21 protein-coding genes and 1 tRNA gene are annotated in these 21,826 nt (G+C 59.9%); 17 read left to right on the top strand and 5 right to left on the bottom strand.

From position 1 onward, the window contains the following. Positions 1 to 185: 185 nt before the first annotated feature. Positions 186 to 695: a YqaE/Pmp3 family membrane protein gene (locus tag LY622_RS12950; protein WP_234291267.1), complete on the bottom strand. Its 510-nt coding sequence runs from the start codon at positions 693 to 695 to the stop codon at positions 186 to 188. A 211-nt stretch (positions 696 to 906) separates the two neighbouring features. Between LY622_RS12950 and LY622_RS12945 the strand changes: the two genes are divergently transcribed. From LY622_RS12945 to LY622_RS12915, 7 genes are all read left to right on the top strand, one after another. Next, complete coding sequence (locus tag LY622_RS12945; RefSeq protein ID WP_234291266.1) at positions 907 to 1,314, top strand: CBS domain-containing protein; 408 nt, start codon at positions 907 to 909, stop codon at positions 1,312 to 1,314. A gap of 402 nt (positions 1,315 to 1,716) precedes the next feature. Then, positions 1,717 to 1,790, top strand: a tRNA-Gly gene (locus tag LY622_RS12940). A gap of 185 nt (positions 1,791 to 1,975) precedes the next feature. Further along, a complete protein-coding gene (locus LY622_RS12935) occupies positions 1,976 to 3,277 on the top strand; it encodes a tyrosine-type recombinase/integrase (RefSeq protein WP_234291265.1) in 1,302 nt (433 codons plus the stop codon). A 229-nt stretch (positions 3,278 to 3,506) separates the two neighbouring features. Continuing rightward, positions 3,507 to 4,433, top strand: a complete 927-nt coding sequence (locus tag LY622_RS12930) for an FRG domain-containing protein (RefSeq protein WP_234291264.1) — start codon at positions 3,507 to 3,509, stop codon at positions 4,431 to 4,433. Positions 4,434 to 4,472: 39 nt separating this feature from the next. Further along, positions 4,473 to 5,216, top strand: coding sequence for a BRO family protein (locus LY622_RS12925; RefSeq protein ID WP_369413788.1), 744 nt, complete (start codon positions 4,473 to 4,475; stop codon positions 5,214 to 5,216). Positions 5,217 to 5,560: 344 nt separating this feature from the next. Then, the gene (rnhA, locus tag LY622_RS12920) at positions 5,561 to 6,136 is read left to right on the top strand and encodes a ribonuclease HI (protein WP_234291263.1); all 576 of its coding nucleotides are present in this window, start codon (positions 5,561 to 5,563) and stop codon (positions 6,134 to 6,136) included. Positions 6,137 to 6,533: 397 nt separating this feature from the next. Beyond that, a complete protein-coding gene (locus LY622_RS12915) occupies positions 6,534 to 7,178 on the top strand; it encodes a recombinase family protein (protein ID WP_234291262.1) in 645 nt (214 codons plus the stop codon). Between the two features lie 329 nt (positions 7,179 to 7,507). On the opposite strand, the gene LY622_RS12910 is transcribed toward LY622_RS12915, so the two are convergent. After that, complete coding sequence (locus LY622_RS12910; protein ID WP_234291261.1) at positions 7,508 to 8,170, bottom strand: hypothetical protein; 663 nt, start codon at positions 8,168 to 8,170, stop codon at positions 7,508 to 7,510. Positions 8,171 to 8,552: 382 nt separating this feature from the next. Here LY622_RS12910 and LY622_RS12905 point away from each other — a divergent pair, with 382 nt between their 5' ends. The 5 genes from LY622_RS12905 to putP all read left to right on the top strand — a co-directional run bounded on the left by LY622_RS12905 (position 8,553) and on the right by putP (position 16,000). Beyond that, positions 8,553 to 9,587, top strand: a complete 1,035-nt coding sequence (locus LY622_RS12905) for a hypothetical protein (RefSeq protein ID WP_234291260.1) — start codon at positions 8,553 to 8,555, stop codon at positions 9,585 to 9,587. Between the two features lie 260 nt (positions 9,588 to 9,847). Beyond that, entirely contained in the window at positions 9,848 to 10,228 is a 381-nt protein-coding gene (locus tag LY622_RS12900; protein ID WP_234291259.1) for a hypothetical protein, read from the top strand. 56 nt (positions 10,229 to 10,284) lie between these two features. After that, on the top strand, positions 10,285 to 11,103 hold the full coding sequence (locus tag LY622_RS12895; RefSeq protein ID WP_234291258.1) for a helix-turn-helix domain-containing protein: 819 nt from the start codon (positions 10,285 to 10,287) through the stop codon (positions 11,101 to 11,103). Positions 11,104 to 11,284: 181 nt separating this feature from the next. After that, entirely contained in the window at positions 11,285 to 14,476 is a 3,192-nt protein-coding gene (gene putA / locus LY622_RS12890) for a bifunctional proline dehydrogenase/L-glutamate gamma-semialdehyde dehydrogenase PutA (protein ID WP_234291257.1), read from the top strand. Between the two features lie 45 nt (positions 14,477 to 14,521). Then, on the top strand, positions 14,522 to 16,000 hold the full coding sequence (gene putP, locus LY622_RS12885) for a sodium/proline symporter PutP (protein ID WP_234291256.1): 1,479 nt from the start codon (positions 14,522 to 14,524) through the stop codon (positions 15,998 to 16,000). A 126-nt stretch (positions 16,001 to 16,126) separates the two neighbouring features. Here putP and LY622_RS12880 read toward each other — a convergent pair whose 3' ends face one another. Next, on the bottom strand, positions 16,127 to 16,423 hold the full coding sequence (locus LY622_RS12880) for a hypothetical protein (RefSeq protein WP_234283231.1): 297 nt from the start codon (positions 16,421 to 16,423) through the stop codon (positions 16,127 to 16,129). A gap of 273 nt (positions 16,424 to 16,696) precedes the next feature. Here LY622_RS12880 and LY622_RS12875 point away from each other — a divergent pair, with 273 nt between their 5' ends. Further along, positions 16,697 to 17,290, top strand: coding sequence for an OmpW/AlkL family protein (locus LY622_RS12875; RefSeq protein WP_234291255.1), 594 nt, complete (start codon positions 16,697 to 16,699; stop codon positions 17,288 to 17,290). Positions 17,291 to 17,513: 223 nt separating this feature from the next. Beyond that, positions 17,514 to 18,146 (top strand): OmpW/AlkL family protein, encoded by a 633-nt coding sequence (locus tag LY622_RS12870; protein WP_234291254.1) that lies wholly within the window; start codon positions 17,514 to 17,516, stop codon positions 18,144 to 18,146. Between the two features lie 64 nt (positions 18,147 to 18,210). On the opposite strand, the gene LY622_RS12865 is transcribed toward LY622_RS12870, so the two are convergent. Continuing rightward, positions 18,211 to 18,711, bottom strand: coding sequence for a gamma-glutamylcyclotransferase family protein (locus LY622_RS12865; RefSeq protein ID WP_234291253.1), 501 nt, complete (start codon positions 18,709 to 18,711; stop codon positions 18,211 to 18,213). A gap of 37 nt (positions 18,712 to 18,748) precedes the next feature. Beyond that, entirely contained in the window at positions 18,749 to 19,081 is a 333-nt protein-coding gene (locus LY622_RS12860) for a YqcC family protein (RefSeq protein WP_234291372.1), read from the bottom strand. A 259-nt stretch (positions 19,082 to 19,340) separates the two neighbouring features. Between LY622_RS12860 and LY622_RS12855 the strand changes: the two genes are divergently transcribed. Genes LY622_RS12855 through rimK form a run of 3 tightly spaced genes read left to right on the top strand, consistent with a single transcriptional unit; the run spans position 19,341 to position 21,765 of the window. After that, positions 19,341 to 20,363 (top strand): DUF3549 family protein, encoded by a 1,023-nt coding sequence (locus tag LY622_RS12855; protein ID WP_234291252.1) that lies wholly within the window; start codon positions 19,341 to 19,343, stop codon positions 20,361 to 20,363. Between the two features lie 24 nt (positions 20,364 to 20,387). Further along, positions 20,388 to 20,825 carry an ATP-dependent zinc protease family protein gene (locus LY622_RS12850; protein WP_234283235.1) on the top strand — a complete coding sequence of 146 codons (438 nt, stop codon included), beginning with the start codon at positions 20,388 to 20,390 and terminating at the stop codon, positions 20,823 to 20,825. Positions 20,826 to 20,856: 31 nt separating this feature from the next. After that, positions 20,857 to 21,765, top strand: coding sequence for a 30S ribosomal protein S6--L-glutamate ligase (gene rimK, locus LY622_RS12845; protein ID WP_234291251.1), 909 nt, complete (start codon positions 20,857 to 20,859; stop codon positions 21,763 to 21,765). The last annotated feature ends 61 nt before the right edge of the window (positions 21,766 to 21,826 follow it).

Below are 21,826 nucleotides of genomic sequence, written 5' to 3'. Positions count from 1 at the left end.
GGTCTAAGGAAATGAAAAAAGTGCCTTCAGGTTTCGCTAACTTACTGTCATATCAGGAGAACTGTTCCGGCAAGCCATTTCGTTCCGCGCAAAACCTTTCGCTTCCGAACATTATTGCGCGGTTTCGCGTTCATAGCAGCGCTCGTATGAGCGATTGAGGAAGGGAACGGTGAAGGGGCCTCGACTCAGCCAAGCACGCGCCTGAGCCACATGAAGGCATGGATCATGCCAGGCACCCAGCCCAGCAGGGTCAACAGCAGACTCACCACGATACGACGCCTGCCGCCATGGGAGAGCCCCACTGCCAGTGGCGGCATCAAAACCGCCAATAGCTTCAAGGCAACGCGAAGCGCCGTGGAATATACCCGAGCCGCATCCTGTGATTGGTGCGCGCCCCCGATGCGTGAATGGCCGGCATCGGGCGGAGTCACATGCTGGACCGCATCACGTGATGACGACGCCGATCCATGACGGTGAGCGTCATGGTCGATCTTCTGCTCGATTTTCTCGGCGCCCTCGGCCAATTCATCGTGATAGCGCTCCCAGTCCTCCCAATCATAAGGGGTGCCCGCATGCGGCTTATGATCGCCAGCACCACGAGCTCGCTCCCAGGCCTTTTCTTCCAGCGTATTGGGGCGCTCTTCCTCTCGACCCTGGCCAATGCCTTTCCTGGCCAGATATTCCCGGGCATCCATCGCAGTCTCCTCTGGTAAGGCGGCTCATCCGCAAGGCAAGCCGACCTCGTAGGGTAGCGTACAGGATTGGAGTCATGGCAGGGCGCCATGTTCCGGGACAGAATCGCAGCAGCGTTGGAAAAAGTGTTTATGCCCACTGGCCAGACCCGGGCTCCTCTCGGCTATGATGGTTACATGACCTGCCAAGTGCCACCGGCCAAGGAGATGCCCCATGCCCACAAAGGCTCCCACCATCGTTCGCGACATCATGTCCCGCGACTGCTATCGGGTCACCGCCAACACCTCCGTGACAACCCTTGCCGAAGGCTTGGCCCTGCATCGACTGCCGGGGGTTCCCGTGGTCGACAAGAGTGACCGCTTGATCGGCTTCATATCCGAACAGGATGTCATGGGAAAGGTTCTCGAGAGCGCCTACCTCAACGACGAGCCGCCACTGGTCAGGGACCTGATGCGTAACGAGGTCCTGTCGGTTTCACCCAACAAGAGCATCACCGATCTTGCCCAGGAGATGCTGGGGAACAAGCCCAAGGTTTATCCGGTAGTCGAGCAGGAGAGACTGGTCGGCATCGTCACTCGTCGCGATGTCCTCACGGCCATTGTGCGCATGCGACACAAATAGGTCGGCGCCGCCCTCCTATTCATACTCTATCCATCCTGACACTGCGCCCGGCGATCGCCGGGCGCAGTCTCGACGCCCCCGCCCCATTGGCCAGCAGGCGCGAAGGCAGAGGAACGTAGGCGCAAAAGAAAGCCGCCACATGCGAACATGGGCGGCAAGATCGAAACTGCGAGCCAGAGCAACAGTGTTAGCGACTGCCATCGCGCTGTTGTCTGTACTAGATCAGACAGCGCAAGCGACAAAAGTTCTCGCTCGACGAAAGATTTTTCTTGCCAACCGCTTTCACTATTCGGGCAGCACATCACCCGAGCGGAAAAACAAACACTTAGAGGAGCAGGGCCGGCAAAAGCGCGAGATGGCTTGCGTCGCATAAGACATTGAGTTTACTATCGAAACACGGTCGCGGGTGTAGCTCAATGGTAGAGCAGAAGCTTCCCAAGCTTAAGACGAGGGTTCGATTCCCTTCACCCGCTCCAGTAGCCACTCAAGCCGTTGATACTCAAGGTTTTCCCCACCAATCATGGGGTTAGGTGCTACAGGAATGGCTACAAAAGTGGCTACACTTCTCCCCCGCTCCGCTGTATGCTCCGCGTTCTTCCACTAGCGCACCGGAGCATCATCTATGGCCAGAGGCAAGCCAGCCGACACCCGACACCTTCGCATGAGGGGCAACGTCTGGTTCGTCCAGAAGCGGCTCTCCCCTACCCTCGCTCAACACCTCGGCAAGAAAATGCTCCAGCAGAGCACCCAGACTGGCGACCTTGATGACGCTTGCCGGATCAGGGACCGACTATTGGTTGAGCTGTCGGAGCTGGAAGCCTCGCTAACAGGGGAACTCTGCCAGGCGAAGCGGCGTGGTCTGTTCCTGGCTGCCCGTGAGCGCTTCACAGAGGCTGACCAGGAGCTGCGCAGCAATGACCCTGATGGCCCGTATCTGCTTGAAGTGATCGAGGCAGAGAAGCTGTCTGAAATCGAGCAGGACGCTCTACGCTACATGGGCACAACCGAGACGCCGGAGACGTACAGGCTCACCCTCAAGGCAGCCCTCGAAGACTGGCTCCACTCCCCTCTCATCGAGCGGAAGCACTCCACACGCTTGAAGAACAGCCATGCCGTACAGCTCTTCCTCGACAACCTCGGGACAGAAGACGCGGCCCTGGTCACGATGACGCGCAAGCAGGTCAGGGAATTCACCACAGACCAGCTCAGCATCGGCAAGACCAAGCAGACCGTGGCCAACTACCTCTCGGGTCTGTCGGCTCTCTGGCGTCACGCCGAGTACACCATGGAAGAGCCGCTGCCAACCGGGAACCCTTTCAAGGGGCACAGCCTCAACCCCAAGGCCACCGTGAAGAGCTACGATCAATTCACCCGCGATGACGTCGAGGCGATCTTCAAAGCCACGGAAGGGGATGACGGCATCTTCTACCTGCTGCCCCGCCTCGGCTTCTACACAGGCGCAAGGCTCGAAGAGCTGTGTTCGCTTAAGACGACCGACATCATCCAGCAGCAAGGCGTTTGGTGCCTGTCAGTGCGTGAAGGCAAGGGAAAGAACAGCAATGCTACACGAGACGTCCCGCTACACTCCGCCATCAAGCCGCTGGTACTAGAGCAGCTCAAGCAAGCCCAGACGGCAGGGTCTGAGTACCTCTTCCCCGAAGCTGGGGCAACGAACCGCACCGATGGGAAGAAGGGACCGAAGTTCTCCCAGTGGTTCTCTCGGCTGACCGGGAAGACGATTCCCAAGGAAGGCAGAAAGATAGGCTTCCACTCGTTCAGGACCACAGCCATCACCATCATGCTCGGAGCTGGCTTCCAAGAGCAGCTCGTGGTCTGGGTCACAGGTCATGAACGAGGACTGACCACAGCCAGCAAGGTCTATCACCGTGGCCCGGACTTCAAGGCGAGGCTGAAGGCTGTGGAAGCGATCAAGGCTGAAGCCCTGCTGAAACCTGATAGCTGAAATCCTCAACCCGAGGAAAATTGTTTGCTGAACAGCACTTACCCAACGGGGAGCCGCCACTGCTCCCGGCGGTTACAACAACGATTCTGAGGTCATCAAGGTAACGATACCGATCACTGCGCTGCCCAGGCGTTAGGCGCCCCTTGAGCCCCTTCACACAGACCATGGTAAGGTTACTAGTAGATTCAACTGCGGGAAAACATAAACTTAGGAGCCAAGGGGGGGAGAGATGGAATGGAGTGATATGACCAGCCAAGCGCACTGCTGCCAATTCTATCCGTGTACAACTGCTCGTCAGTTTCTAGAGTATCTTAACCCTTTAGAGACAGAGCGCTGGAAAAATAGCATCCATGTATTTCGCGGACAACCAGATGCGGAATTTGGTCTCGTTCCTTCCGCCCACCGCCGACAGGGCGAAGTGACTGCAGCCCGCTATTACGGCAATCAAGACATTTCCTGTAATGATCAGGTAGAATTTGAAAAAGCAGTAATTAAGGCCTTTATCGCTGCTTGTGATCGAGCGGGTCTAGCGATACCAGGCGACTCCCCACAGGTGCGACAACAGCTTGATCCTATAGATGAGTTGATAGGAACCAGTCAAGAGTGGCCCGATCCAGCCATGTACAATCTGCTAGCATTTGCTCAGCATCACGGTGTTCCAACCTGCCTACTCGACTGGACTCGCAGCTCTTATATAGCGGCTTATTTTGCAGCCGCTTCTGCCCTATCGAGTCTCAATGACGATCAAGCTATTCTTACTGGCAGCCTTGCCGTTTGGGCCCTAAGCACACGGGTCCGTGAGGTTAGTTTTGCACAACCTCCGGGAGCAACAAGCCCTTACTTGGCGGCACAGTCGGGCTTGTTTACTGTCTCGCGCACTGAAGGCAATAGTAATGATATATTCACCGAGCGAAGGCTGGAGCTAAGAGCCTGTGATTTTTCTGGCCCTGACGCCCCGTTTCATCTTCAATGTGTGACACTTCCAAAAACTGAAGCAGGTGAGCTGCTGGCATGTTGTGAGTCAGTCGGTGTTTCTGGAGTAACCCTATTCCCTGGATATGAAGGAATTGCCAAGAGCATCAGAGACTGGGCAAGAATTCGTCATAAGTGGCCCGGCTCATATGAGGCTTCAACCCGGTATCTTCTAAGCGAATAGGCAATTCAGTGGAACGACAACACCCTGACCGTTCGCGTAGTGGAGATCGCTGGCGAGCCTTGGTTCGTAGCCGCTGACGTGTGTCGTGCGCTCGGCCTACACATCCAGCCCAATGGACCGAACGTTACTGTGGCAACCCGCAAGCTGGCTGCCGATGAGAAGACCCTGTATCCGTTACAGGGAAAGCGTAAGGGTGCCGTGGTCTCCGTGCCAGGCCTCTACAAACTCATCATGCGTAGCGACAAGCCGAGGCGAAGGCCTTCCAAGACTGGGTCACTGGGGAAGTTCCTGCCCGACTTCATGCGGTCGCCAGTAACGAAGGAATACATCGCTGAACTTTCTAGCACCGGGAAAATCCCGGCCCAAGAACTCGTAGATAAAATCCCAGGCAACCGCTACATCCCCAACCGTAGCACCTGGGCACACCCGAAGCTGGCCGTGTTCTTCGCCCCGGGTCAGACCCAAGGAGTCGCAGTAGCAGACCACGCAGCGGCAGACCTACTGACCAACCCGATGAAGTACATCGAGGCACTCATGGGTCAGGCCAAGAAGATCGAGGCTGAGCGTGACCTCGCCATTCAGCAGAAGGAGGCGAACACTCGCCAGACCTTGGAATGTGCAGCACGATCAATGCGAGCGCCTCAATGGGCAACGGCACGTTACCAGCAAGATCGGCGACGTTCGATTACTGAACAGTTATGGAGGAGAAGTGCAAAGCGGACTCATAAAGAAAGACATGAAGCCCAGCCCAAGCATGGACTCAGAGTGACTACCTACTACTGACCATCACCACCCGTGTATACCCAAACCAGACCCACCTATAGATGCAACTTATAAGACAGACCTATAGAGGGGTTTTTCTTTACCACATTTCTGACAATGGAACAACTGACAAAGGAAGAAATATTCCTCACTGGTCAGGGATGTCCTGTCAGGGATAGGAATACTGGTGGTAGTGGTAACCATCACTGACCCTTGTCAGTACAACCCAAGGCTTTCCCCAAGCCACTCTTCAAGATAACCCCAGTGACATTCTCGAAGGCGATAGACAGGCAACGGCGTATGTCCGTTCGCTGGGTCCGTTGTCTGAGGGGAGCTGTCGCCTTCGACAATGAGGACATACGCTCATGCACATCATCACCCCCGTTCCCCCTTCTGGCCCCATCACCATCCATACGGACGGCTCCTGTATCAACAACGGCTCGCCCTTCGCCTTCGGTGGATGGGCTGCCATCTTGGACTACCCCCAGGAGCAGAGACGCCTCAGCGGCAAGGTAGAGCCGACCACCAGCAACCGTATGGAGCTGACCGCCATCATCGAGGCATTGAAGGCCATACGCTCCGACTGGTCAGACGCTCATGCCATCGTCCACACGGACAGCGCCTATGTCTCCCGTGGCTGCAACGAGTGGCTCCAGGGATGGAAGGCCAAGGGCTGGGTTAATGCCCAGAGGAAGCCCGTGGAGAACCAAGACCTGTGGCGAGAACTGGACGCTCTCCTGATGAGCCGACCCGTAGAGGTCCGCTGGATCAAGGGGCACAGTGGCCACCCTCTGAACGAGCTGGCGGACAAGATGGCCATGGCAGCAGCCTACGGCAACATCTTCAATATGGCCCACTTCCAGCCCGGTGATACCCGTGACCATTTCGATAGATGCGGGATTCCTGAGGGTGGTCTTTTCGGCGGTGTAGCTCCGGCATGATTTTGTGACAGAAATTTGAGCCGACACCCACGGGTTACGCTGCGCATCTATCCCCCCTGGCCCCGGTCGGTCCCTTCGAGCAGCGAGGGGTGCCACCTATGCACGTCGGATGGAAGGGAGCGGGGGTGGTAGGGCTGAGCAGGACGCTCCACAGCGCCACAGGAGACGCTCTCCACCTGAACCATGCCATTGGCCCTGCCTCTCTCCTAGCGACGCACTGATGGCTTTTGCTGAGCTTCTCGACGCCCACCATCCCTGTTCATTGAGGTATACCACAAAGGGTACGTCCTGAGAGCTGCCGTATTCGTATTCATATCCAGTGTTTGACAACCCTAACGAGTACGCATATTGTGAACACACTCAAGTGAACACAAGCGTGCAGCAGGGAGACACAGGAATGGCCTTCATCCGAGCGTACCTCAGAGCATCAACCGACGATCAGAATGCCAGCCGTGCCCGTGAGGCACTGACAGCCTTCGCCCAGGAGAAGGGGGCCAAGGTTGCGTCTTGGTACGTGGAAAATGCAAGTGGCACCAAGGCAGACCGTACAGAACTGGCTCGGTTGATTGACGATGCACAGCCAGGAGACGTTCTCTTGGTCGAGCAGGTAGACCGCCTGACACGCCTGACTAAAGGCGATTGGAACAAGCTCAAGGGAGCCATCCAGAGCGCTGGACTCCGGGTGGTGTCTCTCGATCTCCCCACCAGTCACACAGCCATGACGGTGGGCAGCGGAGACGACTTCACCGGCAGGATGCTGGATGCAGTGAATGCCATGCTGCTGGACATGCTGGCGGCTGTAGCTCGCAAGGATTACGAGGACAGGAGAAGGCGTCAGGCGGAAGGTATCGCCAAAGCCAAGGAAGAGGGAGCCTACAGGGGGAGGCCAGTGGATGGCGAGAAGCATCGTCGGATCATGGAGTTGAGACAGCAAGGCTTCAGCATCCGTAAGACAGCGGACATCATCGGGTGTGGAGTCAGCACCGTACAAAGGGCTGAGAAGCGAGCTGCTGAGAACAGCATCAACCGCACCTCGGCGTAGGGGTCGAGGCACCATGCGCCTTCCATACGTTAGTGGAACAGTTACGATAACGTAAGTAAGTTATTGAAAGCATTGCTTTTACAATGTTTCCTGGCGTGATAAAAAGTAGCCTCTCTCACGCAATCGGGGAACACCAAGAATGACCATCAGGATTGGCAGGTTTGAACTGGAAATGAGCTTCTACGGGGTCTTCCTGAGGGTGCCACGTCTGGTAGAGCTGGCATGGAACCGCTCGGGGTTCTACCTAGACCGCCCCTGATGATAAGCTAACCAGGACAGCCCCACTTGTTGAGAATAGCTTGCACTCTCATCGTGGGGCTTATTTATTTTTACTTGTCTTCTTTTGGATCCTCAGCCTCCGCCTTTGCTTGCTCAATAGCCTGAGAGACCTTCTTGAAGATAAAGGCGCTCCTCTCCTGCTTTTGCTCCTCGGTCATCACTTCATGCTGAGCCGCCAGCTTCTCCAAAGCTAGCAGTCTATCGAGAGCTGTATCATGACCGAGCAGGGCCGCTGTTCGGTAACAGCCGACCGCTTTGCCGTGATCATATGAACCCGAGACGGCTGGATCCCCGTACTCATAGAGCCACCCCAGACAGGCGGCACTATCCGCGTGTCCCAGTCCTTGCTGGTATTCGCATAGGTCTATCAGTTGGGCGTACTCGAACTTCCCCCTCTTCCACATCTCCACCGCTGACCATGGGTCCAGAAGCTCCTCCTTGGGTTCTCCCTTGGCTTCCGATGTCTGCTCCTGGGGTTCAGGCTTCGCCCCGGAGTGGCTCCCAAAAACAAACCCGCCCATTGCTCCGCACCAAGCCCATACCCAGGGACTCGCAGGGTCAATAACGTCAGTCAGGCCAAGCACATCGACAAGAGCCACCAACGGTATGAGAAAGACTCCACCGAAGAACATGCCGACTGCACCACCCATAGCAATAGAGACCAACTTGGTCCAGCCTCGCTCTGCCCATGCCACCGCTGCTTTAACTGCCACGTAGTAGCCTCATTGTCACCGAGTTAAGTGTTGATCAGCCCCGCACGAATCACACAGGTAGGCTGTGCCATCCAAGGACATGGACCGATGCCATGCTTATCGGCCAGCCTCCTCCTCACTTTAGGCGGCAGGGCAGATAGCCAGGGCAAAAAGGAAGAACGTGTGTCGGAGAAGGTCATCGATGACGAAGCCGTGGCCCAGTGGCGTCAAGAGAACAGCCCTAGTATCAAGGCAGCGACGGATCACTTCGGTATTTCACCCGCCTCGGTCAAGCGAGCCTGTCGGGCAATTAAGGAAACGTAGCCACACGAAACAGCAGTAGAGATTGCCAGATCAGCCTTAAATGAGCGACACTTTATTTTTTACTTCTAGCGAGGGTCATATGAGACCAGATAAAATGCTTTCATCTCGCTTCAACAATGATCTCGACAAAATCGCCTCATCCCTAATCAGAACCTATGGGCTAAAGTATGAACGGAAAATTGACAATCTAAGCAGACCCCTGCTGAGATGGCTAGATTTTCGCTTAAGGTACGTCGACCCAAGACCGAGAAGAGTATGCTTATCCAACCAATTTCCAAAAAAGTTACCTTGCCCTGCACACCAAGGCCTAATTGACTTTTCTATCACGAACAGCATAGGCAGTGACATCAACAGACTGCAGGGAAAGGGGCTGGTACTCTTCAACGATACCAGTGGTAAAAAAGCTACTCAAAGAACAGATCACTTATGGGCGGACTGGGGAATTCATCACTTTCATCTTTGCACTAAAGAACAAATTCAAAAAAGTTACTTCTCCCCTAGATCCGACTGGCTGGCCTTCTGTTTTGTTCAGCCAAATTCAATCCATGTTATCGATATTCGCCCTCACACCGAGAAGAATGTCTTTTCGAATGATGAGCTGGTCTATATTCTAGCCGAGTCGTGGCCGGAAGTAATGCAACACTACGAGCTACGGGGTATCCTACCTGGTCGTTCACCAACACCTGAAGAAAGAAAAGCCCTGCGTAGGAGTGGCGTGACTTCCTTTATAAATATTGGCGAGAAAGCATATGCACCATTAGGCATGGGGATAACAACAGCAAGCACTCCTACCAGAGTCAGTCATGCAGAAATGATACTGCATCAGTATACAGCTTGGTTAGGCAGCTATCTCATCGAGGGTAAAGGTACGCTTTCCGAGAAAATCAAGAAGGAAGGAGTAAAACTAACCGAGCTTGAGCTTACCCTTACCAAAGAGGGTGTTGCCCTCTATTCGCCCAAAGCAAACCTGGCTTGGCGCACGTCAGCTCACCCAGAAGACGTCTTAACCATCATTAGCAATGCTGTGGCTCCCGATTGGGCCATAGCGTTTGCAAAGCACCGAACAGAGAATGCTGCTCTAGCATGGCATTGGGAGCCTCTCAAACCCAGCTAGCTATCCCTTGCCATTCACAGTCCCAGACAGATAGGATGGATTTCTCAAGGGCTACGGAAGTGGCTACAGTAACGGCTTCACATGGCTACGCCACAGACGTAACCGACTGAATTACAAAGCATATGGCGGGCGATGGGAGATTCCCTTCACCCGCTCCAGTTCGCCGCAGGCATACTGCCCGTCGTGACCAGGCGGCACAGGCCCTATCGGCCGGCCATCATCCTGCTGCGACCCTGACGTCTACCGGCGCGAGCACCCGCATGGCCCTTTTCTTTCTCATCCTAGCCGTCTGCACGCTGATCATCGGCGGTATGTTGCTGATCCTGCTGTTTTCGCGCACCCCACGCTATCGCACCGAACCGGAACACCTGCTCGAACTCTTCGACAAGGCACTGGAAAATCGCCTCAGCCAGCACGAGTGGGATACGATCATCAACTACCCGATACGGCATGACGACTACCTGGACGGGGTGAGGCGTCGGGCATACCACCTGATGGAAGCGCATGGGCGAGCCTGGCGCGTCCCCCAGGGCAAGCCGCTGCTCGACAGCACCGGACAGGAGGAACTGGCCGCGCTGCGCGACCACCTGGCTGCCCATACCCAGCTCAGACACCGCCAGCGGGACCAGGACGAAGGCTGACAGCTTTTCGAGTATGGTATGCTTTGAAATGATGCCAGTCAGGCCGGGAGGTTCCCATGCCCAGCGCCATACGTCAGATTCCGCTCGATACCGCCACTCAGCACCATGCTCACGACTTCCACCAGATCGTGATTGGCCTGCAGGGCAAGGCCGAGTTCGAGATCGAAGGGCTCGGCGGCGCCATTTCAGCCCTGTCCGGCTGTATCGTGCCAGCCAACCACGTGCACTACTATGTAGGCCAGGGTGAGAACCGGCAGCTGATCCTCGATCTACCTGCCGATGCCCCCTCGCTGACCGGCTATCATCATGAGCTCTCACGCCTGTTCGATGCCCCACGCTTCTTTGCCCTCGACGACCCCCTGAAGCGCTACCTCGATTTCCTGCTCCACGAACTGGCCATCACCCAGGCAAGCATGAGCGCACCCGCTCAGAGCGACCGCCTGGCGGCCACCCTGCTCGGCTGCCTGCATGCCCGCCTGGGTGGCGACGCGGCACCACCCACCGCCGGACGTCGGCTGGACCTGCAGAAGCTGGACCACTATATCGACCAGAACCTGGCCCGCTCCCTGACGGTCGGCGCCCTGGCCAAGCAAGCCTGCCTGAGCGAAGCGCATTTTCGCAGCTGCTTTCGTGAGCAGACCGGCCTGTCACCCTGGCAATACGTTCGCCGCCGTCGCCTGGAGGCGGCTCGGCGCCTGCTGGAAGAGAGTCGCCTGCCGCTGTCGGAGATCGCCGCCAACACGGGCTTTGCCCATCAGAGCGCGCTCTCCCACGCCTTCCGCGGCACCTTCGGCTGCCCCCCCAGTCAGCTGCGGAGAGCCAGCAGCAAGCGTGGCGATGCAGCCCTGATCGCCAGGCCGCAGCCTACGACTTAAGTCGAAAACATAGCCCCAGGGCAGCGATTAGCCACGAAATCGACAAACAAATCCGGGAAATTGACAAGCGTCACCCCCTTTGCCCCCCTACAGTCAAAGTTATCTAACGGCACCAGGCAAGATCGTCTGGTGAAGCCGTGGATTTGCCGTTTCATGGCGGGTGACACCCGGGGGACCTCTGATGCTCAATGCCAATAACATGCTGGATACTGCCACCTGGCAGCAGGAACTCGACACCCTGTTCGCACGGATCAGTGAACACTACGCGATCGATGAAGACGCCTTCGTCCGCGAACTCGTCCATGTGCTGAGTGCCGATACCGATGACTTCCGGCGCATCGCTGGCAAGACCGCCGAGCTCGTGCGTGAAGTGCGCGAGATGGACACCGCGGTGGATACCATCGATGAACTGTTGCAGCAGTACAGCCTCGATACCCATGAGGGCCTGATGCTGATGTGCCTCGCCGAGGCCATGCTGCGCATTCCCGACAAGGCCACCGCCGATGCCCTGATCGAGGACAAGCTGGGCCCCGCAGACTGGCAGGCCCATATGGGACAGAGCGAATCCTGGCTGGTCAACGCCTCCACCTGGGGGCTGTTGATGACCGGCCGCGTCGTCTCCCTCGACAAGCCGCGGGAAGGCAAGCCATCGGGCTTCATCAACAAGCTCGTCAACCGCATGGGCGAGCCGGTCATCCGCCGCGCCATGGTTGAGGCCATGAAGATCATGGGCAAGCAGTTCGTGCTCGGCCGTGATATCGATGAAGCACTGAAGCGCTCCAAGCCCCTGTTCAACAAGGGATACACCTATTCCTACGACATGCTTGGCGAAGCCGCACGCACCCGCGCCGACGCCAAGCGCTACTTCGACGACTACGCCCGAGCCATCGAGCGCGTCGGCAAGACCAGCCAGGCGCTGCCAGCGACCACACCCTCCCCCTCGGTTTCCATCAAGCTATCGGCCCTGCACCCGCGTTACGAGTTCGGCCGTCGCGACCAGGTCCTGGTCGAGCTCGTGGGCACCGTGCGTGAGCTTGCCGCCATGGCCCGGGAACGGGACGTGGCCCTGACCATCGACGCCGAGGAGGTGGACCGCCTGGAGATCTCGCTGGAGGTCTTCCGCGCCATCTACGAAAGCGATACCTGCAAGGGCTGGGGGCACTTTGGCCTGGTGGTACAGGCCTACTCCAAGCGCGCCCTGCCGGTCTTGCACTACCTGAATCGCCTGGCCGATCGCCAGGGCGACGAGATCCCGCTGCGTCTGGTCAAGGGCGCTTACTGGGACAGCGAGATCAAGGAGTCACAGCAGCTCGGCGTCGAGGGCTATCCGGTCTTTACACGCAAGGCGAGCACCGATGTGGCCTACCTGGTCTGCGCACGCTTCCTGCTCTCGGACCAGACCCGCGGACGGATCTTTCCCCAGTTTGCCACCCATAACGCCCACACCATCAGCACCATTCTCGAGCTGTCGAACGAGGCCACGCGCTCGTTCGAATTCCAGCGCCTGCATGGCATGGGCGAGGCCCTCTACGATGCAGCCCTGAAACGCGCGCCGAACGGCACCTACTGCCGCATCTATGCTCCGGTGGGCGCCCACAAGGATCTGCTTCCCTATCTGGTGCGGCGACTGCTCGAGAATGGCGCCAACTCCTCCTTCGTGCATCAGCTGGTCGATCCCAAGGTGCCGGTGGAATCGCTGTGCGTGCACCCGGTGGAGAGCCTGCGCCAGTACGCCAGCTATGCCAACCCTCGCATCCCGCTTCCCAAGGACATCTACGGCAAGAAGCGCCGCAACTCGAAAGGGGTAAACCTCAACGTGCGCAGTCATTACCAGCCCCTGATGGACGCCATGGCCGGCTTCATGGACAAGCGCTACGACGCGGCTCCCCTGCTTGCCTTCGAGGTGCCGAAGGATCCCGCCAATACCCATGAGGTCAACACCCCCTATGACCGCAACCAGCGGGTCGGGAGCGTGCAATGGACCAACAGGGAGCAGGCATCACGGGCGGTGGATGCCGCCTGGGACGCCTTTCCCCGCTGGGACGCCACGCCGGTGGCCGAGCGAGCCGCGATCATTCGTCGCCTGAGCGATCTCATGGAGGAGAACCTGGCCGAGCTGATGACGCTCTGCTCCCGTGAGGGCGGCAAGCTGCTCACCGATGGCGTCGACGAGATCCGTGAGGCGGTGGACTTCTGCCGCTACTACGCCATGCGGGCGGAAGAGCTGTTCGAGGCGCCGACCGTGCTACCAGGACCCACCGGTGAATCCAATGAACTGATGCTCAGCGGCAAGGGTGTCTTCGCCGCGATCAGCCCCTGGAACTTCCCGGTCGCGATCTTCTGCGGCCAGGTCGTTGCCGCCGCGGTAGCGGGCAACACCGTGCTGGCCAAGCCCGCCGAGCAGACCTCCATCGTCGCCCACCGGGTGATCGAGCTGCTCTATGAGGCCGGCATGCCCCGGGACGTGGTACAGCTGCTACCCGGCGATGGCCCCACCGTGGGCAGTGTGCTGAGCGCCGATACGCGGATCACCGGCGTGGTCTTCACCGGCGGCACCGATACCGCCCAGATCATCAATCGCGCCCTGGCGGCGCGGGAAAATGCCCCCCTGCCGACCCTGGTCGCCGAGACCGGCGGCATGAATGCGCTCATCGTCGACTCCACCGCCCTGCCCGAGCAGGTCGTGGCCGACGTGATCCAGTCGGCATTCCAGAGCGCGGGCCAGCGCTGCTCCGCGCTGCGGGTGCTCTACCTGCAGGATGATGTGGCCGACCGGGTGATCGAGATACTCAAGGGCGCCATGGACGAACTGCATGTCGGCGACCCCCGGGACCTGGGCACCGACGTGGGGCCGGTGATCGACGAGGATGCCCGCAAGGGGCTCATGGCCCATATCGACAGGCTCAAGGGCGAGGGCCGGCTGCTGGCGGAGACTCGGCTGGACCCGGCGTTCACCGCACTTGGTACCTTCGTGCCGCCGGTGGCCTTCCGCATCGACGGTATCGACGCACTGGAGCGGGAACAGTTCGGCCCGGTGCTGCACATCGTGCGCTACAAGGCCGACGAGATCGACCAGGTCGTCGAGTCCATCAACAGCCGAGGTTACGGACTGACATTTGGCGTGCATAGCCGCAACGAATCCTTTGCCAATGCCATTGCAGAGAAAATTCGTGTTGGCAACGTGTACATCAACCGCAATATCATCGGCGCCGTCGTAGGGGTGCAACCCTTCGGTGGCCAGGGCCTTTCCGGCACCGGCCCCAAGGCGGGCGGGCCGCACTACCTGCTGCGCTTTGCCACGGAAAAGACCGTAACCGTCAATACCGCCGCGCTGGGCGGCAACGCGTCACTGCTAGCGTTGGGCGACGAGTGACTCCCCCGCTCGTCGCCCCGACAACAACACTGAAGGAACCTTCACATGGTTGACAACAATATGGCCGTCGGCTTCACCTTCCTGGCGTACCTGCTACTGATGCTCGGTGTCGGTATCGTCGCCTATAAACGCACCACGAACCTCTCCGACTACATCCTGGGCGGACGTTCGCTGGGCCCCTGGACCTCGGCGATCTCCGCTGGCGCATCCGACATGTCGGGCTGGCTGCTGCTGGGCCTGCCGGGGGCCGCCTACGTCAGCGGCATCTCGGCGAGCTGGATCGCCGTGGGCCTGCTGATCGGCACCTGGCTCAACTGGCTGGTCGTGGCCCGCCGGCTGCGCCTCTACAGCTTCAAGGTCAGCGATGCCCTGACACTGCCGGAGTACTTCGCCAACCGCTTCCAGGACAAGACGCAGCTGCTGAGGGTGATCTCCGCCATCTTCATCCTGATGTTCTTCCTGTTCTATACCAGCTCCGGGCTGGTGGCGGGTGGCCGACTGTTCGAGACGGTCTTCGGCTACGACTACACCATCGCCGTGACCATCGGCACCATCGCGGTGATTTCCTATACCTTCTTCGGCGGCTTCCTGGCGGTTTCCTGGACCGACCTGATTCAAGGCCTGATGATGGCAGCGGCGCTGGCCATCGTCCCGGTCATCGCCTTCAGCGACCTGGGTGGCGCCAGCGGCGCAGGCGCAGCCCTGGCAGCCGAGAGCGAGTATATGCTCGCCTGGTTCCGCGACGCCTCCACCGGTGAAGCACTGACCACCATCGGCATCATCAGCTCGCTGGCCTGGGGCCTGGGCTACTTCGGCCAGCCACATATCCTGGCTCGCTTCGCCGCCATCCGCAGCGACCGCGACATCCCTGCCGCCCGTCGCATCGCCGTCTCCTGGACCGCCATCGCCCTGGTCAGCTCCATTGCCGTGGGCCTCCTCGGGGTGGGTTTCGTGCAGCGCGACCTGGCCGATGGCGAGACGGTCTTCATGGTGATGGTCAACATCATCTTCCATCCGGTGATCGCCGGAATCCTGCTGGCCGCCATCCTGGCCGCCATCATGTCCACCGCCGACTCCCAGCTGCTGGTCTCTTCCTCGGCGCTGACCGACGACTTCTACAAGGCGATCTTCCGCAAGGATGCCAGCCAGACCGAACTCGTCTGGGTGGGCCGCTTTGCCGTGATCGGTATCGCCGCACTCGCCTACCTGCTGGCGCTCAACCCCGATGCCACCGTGCTCGACCTGGTTGCCTACGCCTGGGCCGGCTTCGGTGCCGCCTTCGGCCCGGCCCTGATCATGTCGCTCTACTGGCGGCGCATGAACAAGTGGGGCGCGCTCGCCGGCATCGTGGTGGGTGGCGTGACCGTGGTGCTGTGGGCAGAGATCTCCGGCGGCATCTTCGATCTCTATGAGATCGTGCCGGGCGTGATCCTGGCCTATATCGCCATCGTGGTGGCAAGCCTTGCCACCGAAGAACCCAACCTGCGGGTCACCGCCGACTTCGATACCTTCGAAGAGGCCTGACGGCCCAAATCGGTGGCAGCCCACCCGTCAATGACCGCAACAGGCCGCCCTTGGGCGGCCTGTTGCGTTACTACGCCAGCAAAATCATGCCAGCCATTTCATTCCAACCACATCATACCAACCGAATCATGCCAACCAGAGGGCACGCAGCACCACGATCAGCGTGAACGCACCCAAGGCTACCAGGCTCCAGGGCGGCGTGGTGGCACGCCGCTGCCAGTGGCGCCGCAGCTCCAGACCCATCGGCTGCATGAAGGCGGCACCCAGGGCCCAGAAACCCAGGCCGATCGCCGGGAGGCGCAGCGGCATGGGCAGACCGCTGATCAGTTCCGGATGCAGTAACAGCCAGAGGGCCAGGGCTGCGGCCAGCAGCATGGCTCCCATTGCGAGCCAGACCGGTCGCTCGTTCGTTGCACTCTTCATCACCCTCTCCTTCCGATCGACTATAGACAAGGCTTAGCCCCTCACGCTCCTCCACGCCAATATTGCGCCACAGCAATAGTTATACAAACTGGTGCCTTGACCGTTCCATCTCAGAAGGAAAAGAGGCGCTTAATTTAGGAGAATATCGCTATGAATCCGGCCTATCGCGGCCATAACAAAATTAAACAAGACTTTTAGAAACGGTGTTTCTATACTAGACACAGTTCAATAGGCCGGACTCTTCCGGCCAGCGTCGACCAGGAGAACGCACTGATGAATACGACTCGCTTGATTCCCGTGGCTGTCATTGCCGCCAGTTGCGCCTTCGTCAGCCAGGCGGCCCTGGCCTACAGCGCCGGTGACACCTTCGTACGCGGTGGCTTCGCCAAGTCCGATACCCGCTCCGACAATGGCGTACTCGACAGCATCAGCAGCGGTGAGACCGGCTTCACCTTTGGCGCAGGCTACCTGTTCCACGATCAGATCGGCATCGAGCTCAACAGCTCCGAGAAGATCGAGCACGACTTCTCCGCCGGCGACCTGGCCGGCAGCGTCGACCGCATGCCGGTCAACCTGCTGGTGAACTACTACCCGCTGGGTGGGCTGGATTCACGCGTGCAGCCCTATGTCGGCGCCGGCCTCAACTACACTCGCTTCTCCGGCGAGCCCGAAGGGATCGACGCACGTCGCTCCTATGGTGCCGTCGGCCAGGTTGGCATCGACCTGGCAGTCACCGACAACTTCATGCTCAACGGCTTCGCCAACTATGCCGACGTCGATTCTCGCCTGTCGCAAGATGGCGAACGGCTGGGTACCGCCAAGGTCGATCCGATGACCATTGGCGGCGGCGTAACCTTCCGCTTCTAAAGCCGAACGAGACGATAGCAGGACGACGCCGGGCCATGCGCCCGGCGTTTTGCGTCATGTGCACATGTATCAAGGCCATGCATATAAGGAGTATTTTAAATACCCGATTAGTTGTCGGTAGCAACTATTGTCATGGGTCAATAATTCATTCCCGGCCGCTGAGTAGACTGACTTCGTTCATGGCAGCCCGAGGCTGTCCCTTTGCAACGACAGGAGTCGACTCATGCGCAAGCACGCACTTCCCACCCTGCTGACCGCCGGCCTGGCCGCCACTGCCTTCTTTGCCAGCAGCCAGGCACTCGCCTACAGCGAAGGCGATTTCATCACCCGCGTGGGCGTTGCCCATGTCGACCCCAAGAGCAACAACGGCAGCCTGGCGGGCGGCACAATCGATGTCGACGTGCGCAGCGATACCAACCTCGGCTTCACCCTGGGCTACCTGTTCCACGACAATTTCGGCGTGGAACTGCTTGCGGCACTGCCCTTCAAGCACGATATCCACCTCAATGGCGCCGACATCGCCTCCACCAAGCATCTGCCGCCGACCCTGACCGTGCAGTACTACCCGCTGGGCGGCACCGGTGCACAGATCCAGCCCTATGCCGGTATCGGCCTCAACTACACCAACTTCTTCAGCGAAGAGATCGACATCGAAGGTGTGGACCTCGACCTGAGCAGTTCCTGGGGTGCGGCGGGCCAACTGGGCGTCGACGTACGCCTGGACGACAACTGGGCGGTGAACGCCGCCGCCTGGTATATCGACATCGATACCGACGCCAGCCTGAATGGCACTGACGTCGGCAAGGTGAGCATCGACCCCTGGGTGTTCATGGCCGGTATCAGCTACCGTTTCTAGGGCGCCCGACGAGGCCCACCTTGCGTGGGCCTCGTGCGTTTCAACAGCGGAAGCGAGTCGACTCTCAGCGCGGAGAGTGGCGCGACAGGCCCAACTGGCCCAGGACGCCGTCTTCCAGCCCTTCCACCGCGTCGACCTGCCCCAGCCGGCGGTAGTAATCGCCGCTGAGAAAGGCCTCGCCAGCGAGCAGATGCGCCAGGTACTCACGGGCCGGCTTGAGGGAGGGAGCCGTGGTACCCGGCGCAGCGATATACACCCACGACGGAATGGCGCCCTCCTCGGTGACGACTGGTAGCCGATGGCGCTCATATTCATGTGGATAACCTTCGTAAGGATCCATCAGCTCGATCTGCCGGGGTTCGGCAAGCTCGAACAGAGCGCCCTCGACCCGTCCACCGATCGCCGGGACAATATTGGCGTGGGCAATGCCGGCCACCCGCGATGCCTTGTCGAAGCGCAGGGTGTACTCGTGCAGCACGCCGGACAGCGCGCGCCGGGTAGCCCCGATGCGCGCTTCCACCCGGGCCGTGTTCATGTTGCTGCCATAGGCGAAGTAGTACGGCATTCCTCGTCTCGCTCTCCTTGGTCAGGGTTATCCTGCGTCAGTTTTCCGTCACCAGCTGGTCGATCTCCTGCACCGCCTTGCAGATCAGCAGCCGGTCGGTGGCACGCGTTCCCTGCTGAGTCAGGTAGGCTTCCATCGCCGGGGCCACGTCGCACTTCTCCGGCATCGGCCCACCCGCCTCGACCAGGGCATCCAGCCGCGCGATGAAGACGAAGCGCAGCCACTGTGGCAGCGCCATGGTATCGATGCAGAATGGCTGCTGACTGTCGAAGGCGTCGGCGTCGGGCCGCTCCACTCGCCACATGTTGGTGGCCTTCATGGTGGCCTCCAGCCGGCGTAGCGCCACATCGAGCTCTTCGTGAACGGTCATGTCGGGTACCTCGCTTGCATTGGGTTCCATTATCTCGTTCCTGTTCCGGCCTGGCCACCCCGGCCTGCTGCGCTCTATACACAGATATCCTGCAAGAGCCTGTGGATAAACTATGGAAAGCTGCCCTCGCCCCCGATGGGCAGGGCGCTGGAAGCGATCGGTCAATTCTTGACCAGACTCTCTCTCGCCCGACCCACACCAGTGGCTGACAAGCCCCCGGGGGGCAAGGTAGAGTGCACGCTTCAAGAACGGAGTCGACATGCAGCCGATCCATACGCTTCACGATTTCTTCATGCGCACCGGTGCTGAAGTGCGGGCCTATCACCTTGGGCGGAGGGTCGAACCCTGCACCCTGGAAACCCTGGCGGACTTCGAAGCCGGCGATCTCCCCTGGCCCTGCCCATGGCAGAGCCAGGCCAGGGTCGGCCTGGTGTTTCGCCTGGGCGACATGAGCGACCCATTGATCTGGTTTCTCGCCCTGCCGCTGGACGAGCAGGGGCGCCTGGTGCCGGCCTCCCGTGACGCCTTCCTTCAGCGGCTGCTGGAGACGCTGGGCCGCAGCGTACAGCAGGTAGGCCGCAGCGAGCCGGGCGAGTCGATCGACAATCTGATGAAGGACAACCCGCTGGCCTTCACCCCCTCGCTGCACTTCCAGGCGATGCTGCATGCCCGGGCCAGCCATGACATGGGCAAGCCCGCCAGCCCCCACCTGGAGCCCGTGGAGGCGTATCTCAGCGGCCAACAGCCCCTGGACTGGCAGGCACTGGGGCTGCAGGGCTTGGCCGACTACGCGGTGCGTCTGGACGAAGAAGCGAGCCGGATGCTGGCCGAGCGGCTGCCCGCCCTCCCCGGCGAGGTACTGACTTCACTATGCTACTGTCTTGAGCATGTCGACATGCCCGAGAGCCTGGCATTGGCGCTACGCCGCCGGGGAGAAGACGCCGCTGCCGCGGGCGAGATCGAGAGCTTCTGCGCCTGTGTCCGTGCCGTCAGCGGTGCCGCCATGGCCGGCGAGTGGTTCGATACCCTGCTGGATGACCCCAATGCCTGTGGCCCGGACCTGCTGGCGGCCATGGCCGGCCGGGGCTGGCGACACCTGGAACATGCCGAACGCCTGCCCCGCTTTCTGAGCCGGCTGGCAGAGACACCACAGGCCGATTTTGCGGCCATGGCCCGGGACCTCGCCCTGATCCCGCGCCTGCGGCTGCCGGTACTGATGGTGCTGCGCGAAGCCGCTCCGGACTCGGCCATCGGCCAGCGGCTAGCCGGGTTGGGCCACTGAGCATTGAGACCAGGAAGTGAATCGATGAAGGAACTGCCCTACACCCCCAAGGCCGTGATCGGTCGGCGTGAAATGGTGACGCTGCCGAAGATGGGTATGACGGTCTGCGCCAAGGTCGACACCGGCGCACGCACCTCGGCCCTGCACGCCGAGGATATCGAGATCTTTGAGGAAGAGGGTCACCTGTGGGTCAGCTTCACCACCCGCAGCGGGGGGCAGGAGACGCCTCCCCATGTCTTTCGCACGCACCTCCATGATCGCCGCCGCGTGACCAGTTCCAACGGTCACAAGGAGTGGCGTTATGTGATACGCACCCCCATGCAACTCGGCAAGCTCGAGATGATGGTGGAACTGACCCTGACCGATCGCCGCAACATGCGCCACCCGATGCTGCTGGGCCGCCGCGCCCTGCGTCGCCTGCTGGTGGCTCCCGGCGTCACTTTCCTCCACGGCGAGCCCTGACCCACCCGCCCATTCGACTTCGGAGTCCTCGATGCATATCGCGATATTGTCCCGCAATCGTAATCTCTACTCCACACGTCGCCTGGTGGAAGCCGCCGAGAACCGCGGCCACAGCATCCGGGTCGTCGACACCCTGCGCTGTTACATGAGCATCGCGGCACACCACCCCTCGATCCACCTCAAGGGTCAGGAACTCGAACATTTCGATGCCGTGATTCCGCGTATCGGTGCATCGGTGACCTTCTACGGCTGTGCCGTGCTGCGCCAGTTCGAGATGATGGGCACCTATGTGGTCAACGACTCGGTTGGCATCACGCGCTCCCGGGACAAGCTGCGCTCGCTGCAGCTGCTCTCGCGCAAGGGGCTGGGGCTGCCGATCACCGGCTTTGCCCACTCCCCCGATGACATCCCCGACCTGATCACCATGGTCAAGGGCGCCCCGCTGGTGATCAAGCTGCTCGAAGGGACCCAGGGCATCGGTGTGGTGCTGGCCGAGACCAACCAGGCCGCCGAGTCGGTCATCCAGGCCTTCATGGGCATGAAGGCCAACATCATGGTCCAGGAGTACATCAAGGAAGCGAAAGGCGCCGACATCCGCTGCTTCGTGATCGGCGACAAGGTGGTGGCGTCCATGAAGCGTCAGGCCGCCGATGGGGAGTTTCGCTCCAACCTGCATCGCGGGGGCAGCGCCAGCGTGATCCGCATCACCCCCGAGGAGCGCTCCACGGCAATTCGGGCAGCCAAGGCCATGGGATTGAGGGTCGCGGGCGTCGACCTGTTGCGTGCCAATCACGGCCCGGTGATCATGGAGGTCAACTCCTCGCCCGGACTGCAGGGCATCGAAACCGCTACCGGCAAGGACATCGCAGGCCTGATCATCGAGCACCTGGAAAAACACGCCAGCACGCCCCGCAAGACGCCGCACAAGCCAAAGGGTTGAACAGGCAATTAATTTACCGAGGGGGTGGCAAAAGGACGGCGAGACCCCCACAATCTGCGTC

Origin of the sequence: Halomonas alkalisoli (assembly GCF_021412585.1) — a bacterium.
GTDB classification, from domain to species: domain Bacteria; phylum Pseudomonadota; class Gammaproteobacteria; order Pseudomonadales; family Halomonadaceae; genus Halomonas; species Halomonas alkalisoli.
This window is presented reverse-complemented; position numbering and strand designations above follow the sequence as displayed.

What these genes read in the sequence shown, in the direction of transcription:
- LY622_RS12855 (WP_234291252.1), top strand. Translation starts at nt 19,341, where the DNA reads ATGCAGCCGATCCATACGCTTCACGATTTCTTCATGCGCACCGGTGCT.
- LY622_RS12860 (WP_234291372.1), bottom strand. Translation starts at nt 19,081, where the DNA reads ATGACCGTTCACGAAGAGCTCGATGTGGCGCTACGCCGGCTGGAGGCC.
- LY622_RS12900 (WP_234291259.1), top strand. Translation starts at nt 9,848, where the DNA reads ATGGCCCTTTTCTTTCTCATCCTAGCCGTCTGCACGCTGATCATCGGC.
- LY622_RS12950 (WP_234291267.1), bottom strand. Translation starts at nt 695, where the DNA reads ATGGATGCCCGGGAATATCTGGCCAGGAAAGGCATTGGCCAGGGTCGA.
- LY622_RS12895 (WP_234291258.1), top strand. Translation starts at nt 10,285, where the DNA reads ATGCCCAGCGCCATACGTCAGATTCCGCTCGATACCGCCACTCAGCAC.
- LY622_RS12930 (WP_234291264.1), top strand. Translation starts at nt 3,507, where the DNA reads ATGGAATGGAGTGATATGACCAGCCAAGCGCACTGCTGCCAATTCTAT.
- LY622_RS12935 (WP_234291265.1), top strand. Translation starts at nt 1,976, where the DNA reads ATGAGGGGCAACGTCTGGTTCGTCCAGAAGCGGCTCTCCCCTACCCTC.
- LY622_RS12850 (WP_234283235.1), top strand. Translation starts at nt 20,388, where the DNA reads ATGAAGGAACTGCCCTACACCCCCAAGGCCGTGATCGGTCGGCGTGAA.
- rimK (WP_234291251.1), top strand. Translation starts at nt 20,857, where the DNA reads ATGCATATCGCGATATTGTCCCGCAATCGTAATCTCTACTCCACACGT.
- LY622_RS12915 (WP_234291262.1), top strand. Translation starts at nt 6,534, where the DNA reads ATGGCCTTCATCCGAGCGTACCTCAGAGCATCAACCGACGATCAGAAT.
- LY622_RS12905 (WP_234291260.1), top strand. Translation starts at nt 8,553, where the DNA reads ATGAGACCAGATAAAATGCTTTCATCTCGCTTCAACAATGATCTCGAC.
- rnhA (WP_234291263.1), top strand. Translation starts at nt 5,561, where the DNA reads ATGCACATCATCACCCCCGTTCCCCCTTCTGGCCCCATCACCATCCAT.
- LY622_RS12945 (WP_234291266.1), top strand. Translation starts at nt 907, where the DNA reads ATGCCCACAAAGGCTCCCACCATCGTTCGCGACATCATGTCCCGCGAC.
- LY622_RS12870 (WP_234291254.1), top strand. Translation starts at nt 17,514, where the DNA reads ATGCGCAAGCACGCACTTCCCACCCTGCTGACCGCCGGCCTGGCCGCC.
- LY622_RS12875 (WP_234291255.1), top strand. Translation starts at nt 16,697, where the DNA reads ATGAATACGACTCGCTTGATTCCCGTGGCTGTCATTGCCGCCAGTTGC.
- LY622_RS12865 (WP_234291253.1), bottom strand. Translation starts at nt 18,711, where the DNA reads ATGCCGTACTACTTCGCCTATGGCAGCAACATGAACACGGCCCGGGTG.
- putP (WP_234291256.1), top strand. Translation starts at nt 14,522, where the DNA reads ATGGTTGACAACAATATGGCCGTCGGCTTCACCTTCCTGGCGTACCTG.
- LY622_RS12880 (WP_234283231.1), bottom strand. Translation starts at nt 16,423, where the DNA reads ATGAAGAGTGCAACGAACGAGCGACCGGTCTGGCTCGCAATGGGAGCC.
- putA (WP_234291257.1), top strand. Translation starts at nt 11,285, where the DNA reads ATGCTCAATGCCAATAACATGCTGGATACTGCCACCTGGCAGCAGGAA.